General features: G+C 64.6%; 6 protein-coding genes and 1 pseudogene. 1 reads left to right on the forward strand and 6 read right to left on the reverse strand.

Annotated elements, in window-relative coordinates:
* The 4 genes and pseudogenes from AC6A67_RS00385 to AC6A67_RS00400 form a co-directional block, all read right to left on the reverse strand.
* Positions 1 to 294 (reverse strand): annotated as a pseudogene (locus AC6A67_RS00385) (hypothetical protein); the annotation flags it as partial.
* Between the two features lie 117 nt (positions 295 to 411).
* Positions 412 to 1047 (reverse strand): WcaF family extracellular polysaccharide biosynthesis acetyltransferase, encoded by a 636-nt coding sequence (locus AC6A67_RS00390; protein WP_498034537.1) that lies wholly within the window; start codon positions 1045 to 1047, stop codon positions 412 to 414.
* Positions 1048 to 2941: 1894 nt separating this feature from the next.
* Positions 2942 to 3424, reverse strand: coding sequence for a polysaccharide biosynthesis/export family protein (locus AC6A67_RS00395; protein ID WP_498034538.1), 483 nt, complete (start codon positions 3422 to 3424; stop codon positions 2942 to 2944).
* A 743-nt stretch (positions 3425 to 4167) separates the two neighbouring features.
* Positions 4168 to 4539 carry an EthD domain-containing protein gene (locus AC6A67_RS00400; protein WP_498034539.1) on the reverse strand — a complete coding sequence of 124 codons (372 nt, stop codon included), beginning with the start codon at positions 4537 to 4539 and terminating at the stop codon, positions 4168 to 4170.
* Between the two features lie 498 nt (positions 4540 to 5037).
* On the opposite strand from AC6A67_RS00400, the gene AC6A67_RS00405 reads away from it, so the two are divergent.
* Complete coding sequence (locus AC6A67_RS00405) at positions 5038 to 6069, forward strand: Lnb N-terminal periplasmic domain-containing protein (protein ID WP_498034540.1); 1032 nt, start codon at positions 5038 to 5040, stop codon at positions 6067 to 6069.
* 259 nt (positions 6070 to 6328) lie between these two features.
* Here the strand turns inward: AC6A67_RS00405 and AC6A67_RS00410 are convergent, their stop codons facing one another.
* Positions 6329 to 7870, reverse strand: coding sequence for an NAD-dependent succinate-semialdehyde dehydrogenase (locus AC6A67_RS00410; RefSeq protein WP_498034541.1), 1542 nt, complete (start codon positions 7868 to 7870; stop codon positions 6329 to 6331).
* 428 nt (positions 7871 to 8298) lie between these two features.
* The gene (locus tag AC6A67_RS00415) at positions 8299 to 8766 is read right to left on the reverse strand and encodes a very short patch repair endonuclease (RefSeq protein WP_498034542.1); all 468 of its coding nucleotides are present in this window, start codon (positions 8764 to 8766) and stop codon (positions 8299 to 8301) included.
* Between the last annotated feature and the right edge of the window lie 410 nt (positions 8767 to 9176).

Below are 9176 nucleotides of genomic sequence, written 5' to 3' on the forward strand. Positions count from 1 at the left end.
AAGCAAGCCATAGCCGCCGTCGCAGCCCAGGTGCACCCGAACCGCCTCCCCACGCGGTCGCCTTTCAAGCGTCAGGGCCCATGCCGCGGCGAGTACGCGTTTCAGGCGACCCGCATGGTAGAGGATGAAGCGACCAGGAGCGGCCAGATCAACCACCCGCGGCTCCACCCCAGACTCCTGCATCATGTGCACAAGCCCCAGGATGGCAAGGGCGTAGCCATGTGCAGGCGGCGGCATGGGGCCGATGACCATATGGCGCACAGGTAGCGCGGCGGAACTCGCGTCAGGCCTCATGGTGTCGGGCTCCCCCTCCAGGCCATGACTGACTCATGCTTGAATGTGTGCTGCGGTTTGCCTTGGGCTCCATGCGCAACGCGTCGCAGCCGGCAAGTGGGCCTGGCAGGATCCCACTCAGGCGCCCGCCGGCCTTCGTCGGCGCGCACGCGCGGGGCTGCCGGTAGCAATCATGCCGGCGGCGATATCCCTGAAGGCCGATGAGCGCGCGCCGAGCACCGCGCCTGCGCCGATGGTCACGCCTGGGGCGACAAGCGCGTCCATGGCGACCCACGCCTGGTCGCCAATGATCACGGGCCCCGTCACATAGGCAAAATCCGCCCTGTCGACGGCATGGCCGGCGGCGCAAATATAGTTGCGCTGCGAGATCACCGCATGGGCGCCAATGTGCACGGGCGACAGATTGTAAATGACCGCGTCTATGCCAATCCACGCGTAGTCGCCGATGTGCAGCTTCCAGGGATAAGCGATGCGCGCAGAAGGCAGGATACGCACGTCCCGGCCCACATATGCGCCAAACAGCCGTAACAGGCCTCTGCGCCACCCGTGCAGCGGGGGGGGCGACCAGGCGAACAGGCTGCCTTGGGTGACGCGCCACAGGGCGACGATGACAGGTGAGCGTCCCCGAAACCCCGGAGGGGTCCGAAAAAGTCGCAGGTCCTGAAATGTCGCCCCGCCTGTGCTGACGCGTCGCCCTGGTGCACGCACAGGCTCGGTCCGATCCTGGGCGGGGGACGTCGCCACAGAGGTCATCGGCCGACATCCTTGCGCAAACTTATCGCAGCGACGATGTCCCGCTTTGAGCGCCTGCCAGTGCGGGACGTATAGGCGGCGGCCACATTCAGTTGCGCCTCCCAGCCATCAGAGAACGCCCATGTGAGGCGGCCGCTGGCCGATCGCGCCCGTTCCCGCCGCGAGCCTGGCGCCGCTCTGACAACCAATGTTTCAGGGCTGGCGGCGACAGTTGCAGGCCGCTCGAGCCAGCGCTCACTCACCCAATTGGCGCCCAGATCGACACGCCAGGTCGGGCCTGGCGACCAGTGCACAAACAGGCCGCCCTGCAAGCGGCGCCTGGCCTGGTCGTGGCGCCCAGCATCAGCTGGTAATGCAAACAGCGTCCCTGCAGATGACTTCGCCGCAGAGCCAGTTTCGCCCCTGAGGCCCAGTTCCAGGTTGCGGCGTGGGCTCCACACCAGTTCCCCCCCAAGGGCTGGCAGGAGAGGTCCGCGTGTTGGGGTCTCGACACCCGCGAACACAGCTCCGCTGAACAGCCCGATCGCAGGCGCCCGGACGCCGCCAACCAGTCGCCGCACGCCCTGGCGGCTCCCGTCAATGCGTCGCCATTGCACCGCGCCCTTCAGAAACGGGGCGAAGCGATGCGATCGCTCCCAGCTGGCGCGGAGGCCAGCGTTGACAAAGGCTGCGCTTGACTTGGCCATTCCCGTGGCCATCCCCGTGGCCATTCCAGTGGCCATTCCCAGGTCCCCGTCGCCCCAGCGCATGGCCAATGCCGTCGCGCGGGCCTCCAGCCGGATGTCGCCTTGCCTTGCGGCTGCGTGCAGCGCCCCTCCAGAGAAGTCGCAACTGCCTCCCGAGATGGGGCAGGGCCCAAAGAGCTCATCTATCGCCATGTCTGTCCGGCGAGCCATGCCGGACAGATGCCACGTGGCGGCGCGCCTGCCCTTGAAGGCGCTCGCCCGGAACTGCAACTGGTCAGGAAAATCCTGCCGCCAGTCGATCGCGGCGAGATATCCCGGACCGCGCCTTGCTCCTTTGCCCGACCCGGAGGCGCTCACCTCGCCATATGCTGCGAATGTTGATGATCTGTTCAGGTGCTGGAGCCGGATAGCCGGCGTCACCGTCGCGCTCGTGGATGACCGTGTGGCCGGGCGGCGCTCACGGCTGCCGGTGAGGCCGGCGCCGCTCACGGTGACGCTGGCGAACATGTCCCAATTGCGCCACGCGATCGTCGGCGTTGGGCCGCGCCCGAGTGGGCGACGCGGGGCCTGGTCCGCCCACTGCGCCTTGAGTGGTTGTGTGGCGAGTGCTTCGCTGGAGGTTCGCTGCGCAGCAGCGCGGGGCGCTGCAGGTCGGAAGGCGACGGTGTCCATACCAGCCAGCGATCCCCAGGGCAAGAAAGCCGTAAGCGCGGAGCCGGCGCTCGCATGGTCTGGTGAAGGCGTCCACACACTGTCGTCAGCCCGGGCCAGCGAATTGTCCATGGTCACAACATATAAGGGCGACAGCATCAGCCCCGCCTGCCGCGCCAGTGTCCGCCGCGACTTTCTCGACGATGGGCTACTGATATCGCGCAGCAAGGCGCACGGCAGCCGGGGGTGGGCGTGGCCATGTGGCATCTGCCATAATCCTGAAGTCAGGCATGCTCGGGATGTTTAGGTGATGTTTAATAATCAGCATTGAAGTGTTTGAGTCAATCTGATTCTTGTGTAAATAACACTTGCCAGCTGGCGGATCGACATGTCAAAATAAAGTAAATATACCGACGCTATGCTTTTCGACTATTTGCACCGTGCGCGGAATATTTGGCGATAATGGCTGTTTTGCTAACTGTTTTGCGTCCAGTTCAGCCGCCGCTGAATGGCGTCGCGCCCCCGGCGATGGCGTAACAGGCGTCGCGGCGTTTCGCTCAGAACAGGCGTTCTGGCATTTTCAGTAAGTCGCCCGGCGACACGTGCGTTTCCGGAGAGAAGGAGTGAGGGACGAGGGGCCCCTTGCCCTGGCGCTGCACCAATATTTCTCTGGTGCTGGCGCGTCGGGTGGCGCCGCCGGCCATGGCGACGGCGCTCATCAGGTTGAGGCCCGGCCGCCATGGATATTCGCCGGCCCGCTCAACCTCACCTGTCACGTAAATTGGTCGCCACGCAGTCACCGTGACCGTCACCCGCGGGCTGACTAGCGGTCCCTTCAGACGGGCGGCGATCGCCTTCTCAGCCTCAGCCGGGGTGAGGTCTACAACCCGGATCTGGCCGGCCAGCGGCAAGGCGATGACGCCATCCTGGCCAACCATCACCGGCCCACTAATCCGGTCTTCGCCATAGACGACGATGCGCAACTGGTCGCCCGCCCCAAGGCGGGGCGATGTCTCGAGCGCCGCTACCGTTGACCTCACCGACCGGGCGCCGCCGGCATCTGCGGCGCATCCGCTCATGGCAGGCAGTATCAGAAGCAAGCTGCGCATCAGGTGTTGTGGCCGACGCAGGGCTGGTGTCCTGAGCATGGCGCGATCCTTTCACCGGTCGATTACCGGCGCGAGCACCCTTTGAAAAAAAGTTTAAATGATGATCGAATGTCGGAAAAGTATATATGTCCGTAATTTGGCGCCATTCATCTTTATTGATATTTTTTAATCTTCCAGGCGGCTTGTGTAATATCGCCTCGTCATGTATTTCGGCCTGCCAGAGTCTGGTCCTTTGTTTCAGGGCAGGCGCATGCTCCCCACTCCATCAGGGGCGAATCCTGATCGATCTGACAAGGCCGTTTGATGGGAAGTCTCTCCAGGTGCGCGCGGCTTGAAAGCGTAGGCAGAGAATGGCCGCTACCGCATTCTCCCAACGATCGCACTGTTGCAAGGATCCGCCCGCCATCCTGCAGGTGGCGAGCGCCTTCCTTCAACGACTGACGCCGGGCGCGACCACTGCAATTGACGCGCCCCGCAGATAGTACGGCTTGCGACCAGGGTCAGGCTGAGAGGATATGTTTGGGTTGCGGGAGCAGGGAAGGGCGAGCGCTGGCGGCCCGTCGCTACGCGGACCTGCGTCCAGATCGGGGCCGGTTGTCAGTTCGCCCTTATTTGCCCCGTCCCGGTCACCAAAAGCGGCGACCCTCGCGTCTGCCCCGTGCAACACGGCGCGGTCAGCGGCTGTCGTTCACCACCTCAAACTCCTCGGTGATAAACAGGGGCGACCGCGCCAGATCGATGAACGTCTTCTCATCGGCCAGCAGCGCTGCTCCCGCCGCTGCAGCTTCAGGCGAACGATGCGTAAAATCGGCCATGCTGTCCCACCACAGTTCGGCGACGCCATCAAAGCCATCTGGGCCGCCCCGCGCTGCGGTCAGCCAGGGCGCGGCGTCTTCGGGCAGCGTGTGGCTTTGCACGTAGCGGCGCAGGCGCAGAGACCCGGCGTGGGAGCGAACCAGCGGCGCATGATGCTCGCGCCAATAACGCTGAAATTCGGCCCGCGACAGATGCGGCAGGCGCACGAGGCAAAAAGTGAGCTTGATCATGGCGTTTCCCCTGTTGTCACGATGTGTGTCGCTCCCGTCCGTTGGGGCGCATCACGCGATCTGCGCACTCTGGCGCTTAAATGGCGCTGAGCTGAAGCCTTTGGCCGGTTACGCCAGAAGGTCCGGATATGCCCACAGCAGTCAAGGCGCCTGCCAGCATCCGGCTCCGGGCAAACGGAACCTCCGCAGGGCGGATCGGAAGAGCTGCAATTGCCGCCAGATATCGCCCGTCGCCGCCAGGGGGCAAGCCCATTGACGCGCGGCGTCTGCTTGCCATTCGTCCCGCGATCCTCGGCCGCAAGCTGGCGCGCTTCAGCCCGGCGCCAGGCACAATCGCCCAATGTCCCGGCCGGAAGCAGATCCCACCTGACTTGCTGGCGTCAGCGGCGATCGGACTCAACTGCATTTGTCCAGATGATTTCGCCCAGGACCAAACCACACTATGGTTGGCCCATTCGCCGCGCATCGTCGTGGGGATCGGTTGGGTCAGGGGCATAAGTGATCATCAGGGCTATCGCACATCTCGTATTTTGCCTCGCGGCGCTGATCCTGGCCGGATTGGGCGGCATGGCCCTGGGCTATCAGATCCCGGCGCCGTGGACGTGGGCGACGATCATCGCGCTGCTTGCGGCCATGTTGGTGGTGCTGGCGCTGTGGTTCACCCGACGCAGGCTGGTGGCGATGGCGAGCTGGCTGGCCATCTTCGTGGCGTTGGCCCTGTGGTGGGGCAGCATACGCCCATCCAACGACCGTGACTGGGCGGCGGACGTCGCCCACGGCGTCGTCGCCGAGGTGCAGGGCGACGACATCACCGTGAAAAACGTGCGAAATTTCGCCTGGCGCACCGAGCATGAGGGCGAACCCCGCTGGGAGACCCGCCACTACCGCTTCTCCGACCTGCGCAATCTCGACGTGTTCACCTCCGTCTGGGATAGCCCGGCCATCGCCCACACCCTTGTCAGCTTCGGTTTCGCCGATGGCGAGCGTCTGGTGTTCTCCGCCGAAATTCGCCGGCAGCGGGGAGAGGAGTTCTCGTCGATCGGTGGGTTCTTCAAGGAATTCGAAATGGTGCTCATCGCTGCGGATGAGCGCGACATCGTCAAATTGCGCACCAATTATCGCAAGGAGCAGGTGTCGCTGTTCCCGGTGGATGCCGATGACCGCTTCCGCCGCGCCTTGCTGACGTCCTATCTCAATTACGGCAATGAGCTGGCGATCAAGCCCGCCTGGTACGAAACCATCTGGGCCAATTGCACCACGGTGGTTTACCGGCTGGCCCGCACGCTGGTCCCAGGCGCCACGCTCGACTGGCGCATCCTGTTCTCAGGCTATCTGCCGGATTATCTCTACGATCATGGCTTCATCACCACCCAGCTGCCGCTGGACGAAGTCAAGCGACGCGCCAAAATCAGCGCGCTCGCCCAGAGCCTGCCAGACGACGCCGACTTTTCGGCCGGCATTCGTGCGGGCGAGGTGGCGACGCTGCAGCCAGGGGCGCTTCCCCGCACCCAGCTCACCACTGGAAAATAATACCAATGCGCGAAGCTGCCGACGCATCTGCGACCTGACAAGCTCAAGCCGTGCGCTGGCCTCGGCATCTTCCAATGAGTCATGCCCTTCGGCGAGGAGGGTAAAGCGGGCAAGCCACGGGAAAGGCGCGGGCACGAGCGTGAGCCACGCCGGCGCAACAGGGCAAAGGAGCAGGCCACCCGCCATCCTCACGGCCCATTGGCAGAGCCAGCGCCACGCAAGCTCGCCACTAGCCTGCCCCATGTCAGCCGCTATGCGGTCAGTCGCTCACGCCGCCCAGCAGCATGTATTTGATTTCCATATATTCTTCCAGGCCATAGCGGGAACCCTCCCGGCCGAGGCCAGACTGCTTGACGCCGCCAAACGGCGCCATTTCATTGGCCAGCGCCACGGCGTTCACCCCCACCATGCCGCTTTGCAGCGCCTCGGCGACGCGCCAGATGCGCGCCATGTCGCGCGAGTAAAAATAGGCCGCGAGGCCGAACTCGCTGTCATTGGCCATGGCGATCACCTCAGCCTCTTCGGTGAACGAGACAATGGGAGCCAGCGGCGCAAAGGTCTCTTCCTTCGTCACCTTCATCGCCTGGGTGACGCCTGTGATCACGGTCGGCTCAAAGAAGGTCGCGCCCAGGGCCGAACGTTTGCCGCCGGTCACCAGCCGCGCGCCCTTGCCGAGCGCATCGGCGATATGGTCCTCGACCTTTTCCACCGCCGCCTCATTGATCAGCGGCCCCTGTTCGGTCTGGGGATCAAGCCCATCGCCAAGCCGCAATTGTGCTGCCCGCTCCGCCAGCCTTGCCGCGAACGCCTCGACCACCCCGGCCTGGACATAGATGCGGTTGGCGCAGACGCAGGTCTGGCCCGCATTGCGAAATTTGGAATCCATCGCCCCGCTCACAGCGGCGTCGAGGTCGGCGTCATCGAACACGATGAACGGCGCATTGCCGCCCAGTTCCAGCGACAGCCGCTTGACGCTGTCGCTGCACTCGCGCAGCAGCCATCGGCCCACGCGGGTCGAGCCGGTGAATGAGATCTTGGCCACCAAAGGGTTGTGGCAAAATTCCAGTCCGAGCGGCTCAGCGTCGCCAGTGATCACCGAAAACAGCGCCGCCGGAACGCCAGCGCGCAGGGCGAGCACGGCAAGGGCAAGCGCCGATAGCGGCGTCTGCTGCGCGGGCTTCAGAACCATGGCGCAACCCGCGGCAAGCGCCGGTCCAACCTTGCGGGTGATCATGCCATTTGGAAAGTTCCACGGCGTAATGGCGGCGCACACGCCAACTGGCTGTTTGAGCACGATAATGCGCTGGTCCGGAGCGGCGGCAGGCACGATATCGCCGTAGGCCCGTTTGGCCTCCTCACCAAACCATTCGAGATAGGCGGCGTTCGAGACGATCTCACCGCGCGCCTCGGCCAATGGCTTGCCCTGCTCCCTGGTCAGGATCAGGGCAAGGTCGTCGGCATTGGCGATCACCAGATCGTACCAGGCCCGCAAAATCCGCGCGCGCTCACGGGCTGGCCGCCTGGCCCATTCCTGCTGGGCGATATGGGCGGCGGCGATAGCGCGCCGCGCCTGTTCTGCCCCCAGATTGGGGACCTCGGCGATCAGTTCGCCGTTGACAGGGTTCACCACGGGCATGGCGTCTGCCATAGACGCCGCAACCCATTCGCCCGCTACCAGGGCCCGGTCGGTGAGCAGCGATGGATCACGCAGCTGAATGCCGGCTTTTCGCGCCAATGCCGCCCCGGCTTCCCGGGCTGCTGCGTTCTCCGCGTGCTGGACGTCCTGCTGCGCCTGGGTCATCGTTTGCTCTCCTTTTGCCGTGTATGCACAGTCGCTACCGTGCCGTCGCATGGACGGCGCCGCGACGAGCCCAATCCACCGCCCTCGAGCGACAGGCGCATCGCGGGCATGGGCCGCAGAACCGGCTGGCCGCCATGATAGCCGCGCCGCTACAGGGCGGAAACGGACCGCGCCCACGAACAGCACATGCGCATGGCGCCGCGTGAGTCATCCACCTGATAAAGCTGGCGACATGCCCTAACGTAAGGCAACCGTATCCGTGCGCCTGCGGGCACAGTGGCCGGACCGCTGCTGATCGGGCCTTGACCCGTTCCTGGAATGACTGTGGCGACGGACACATCCGTGGGCGCCAAAGCCAGCGCGCCAAAGCCAGTGCGCCGGGCCAGTGCGCCAGGCCAGTGTGCCTGGGCATGGCGTCTCCACGCTGCTCATAGCTCCTCAGCGATCTCGTCTGGAATCTCCAGATGCGAGCCGGCGCCATGCAACCAGTCATCCACGATCGCGGCGAGGACGTCTGGCTGCATGCGCAGGCGACCTCGCAAGGCGCATTCCCACACTTCGCCGATGCGCCAGCCGGTTGCGGTGAGCGCCCTGACCGCGCGGGCGTCGACATCCTGGTTGCGACCGATCTTGTCGCGCCAGAAATCCGCCCTCTGGGCTGGCCAACGAAACATGTGACAGCCATGGCCGTGCCAGAAACAGCCATGCACAAACACGACAGCGCGAAAGCGCGGAAATACCAGGTCGGGCGTGCCGGGCAGGTTGCGGTCATGCAAGCGGTAGCGCAGCCCCCGGGCGTGCAGCGCCTTACGTAACAGCAGTTCCGGCCGCGTATTGCTGCCCCTGATGCCGCGCATCATTCGGCTACGTGTCGGGGCGTCGACAATGTCTGTCATTGCACCATGGTGAGGCGGCGCCTGCGCCAGCGCAAGGCAGGCGCTTTGGGGCCGGCAGATGGCTGCCGCGCCTCCCGCTACGCCAGTGCCCCGCCAGGGGAGCAGGCAACTCCCTGCCCACTTTTTGGGGCGCGCTCACAATGATGCGAGCGCAAAGCCAAACGAACTCAACGCCATGTCGGAACGCCGGGCGAATCCATCCACAAGGCGGGGGATTTTACGACAAACGTATGACCCCCGCCGTTGACATCCGAGCGGCCTGTCCCCTATAAGCCACTCATCGGCGGCGGACATGAACGGTTCGCCCCACTGCCCATCTCCAGCAGGACAGGCGGATTGACCCGGCGGGTTGTCGGGGTGATCTGGTTTTGCTGTTTGAATGTGGAAGGCTGATCGGGTAATCTGGTCGG

This window comes from Camelimonas sp. FR25, from assembly GCF_059740505.1.

Coding starts and splice junctions, on each gene's coding strand:
- AC6A67_RS00390 (WP_498034537.1), bottom strand. CDS start 1,047: ATGACCTCTGTGGCGACGTCCCCCGCCCAGGATCGGACCGAGCCTGTG.
- AC6A67_RS00400 (WP_498034539.1), bottom strand. CDS start 4,539: ATGATCAAGCTCACTTTTTGCCTCGTGCGCCTGCCGCATCTGTCGCGG.
- AC6A67_RS00410 (WP_498034541.1), bottom strand. CDS start 7,870: ATGACCCAGGCGCAGCAGGACGTCCAGCACGCGGAGAACGCAGCAGCC.
- AC6A67_RS00415 (WP_498034542.1), bottom strand. CDS start 8,766: ATGACAGACATTGTCGACGCCCCGACACGTAGCCGAATGATGCGCGGC.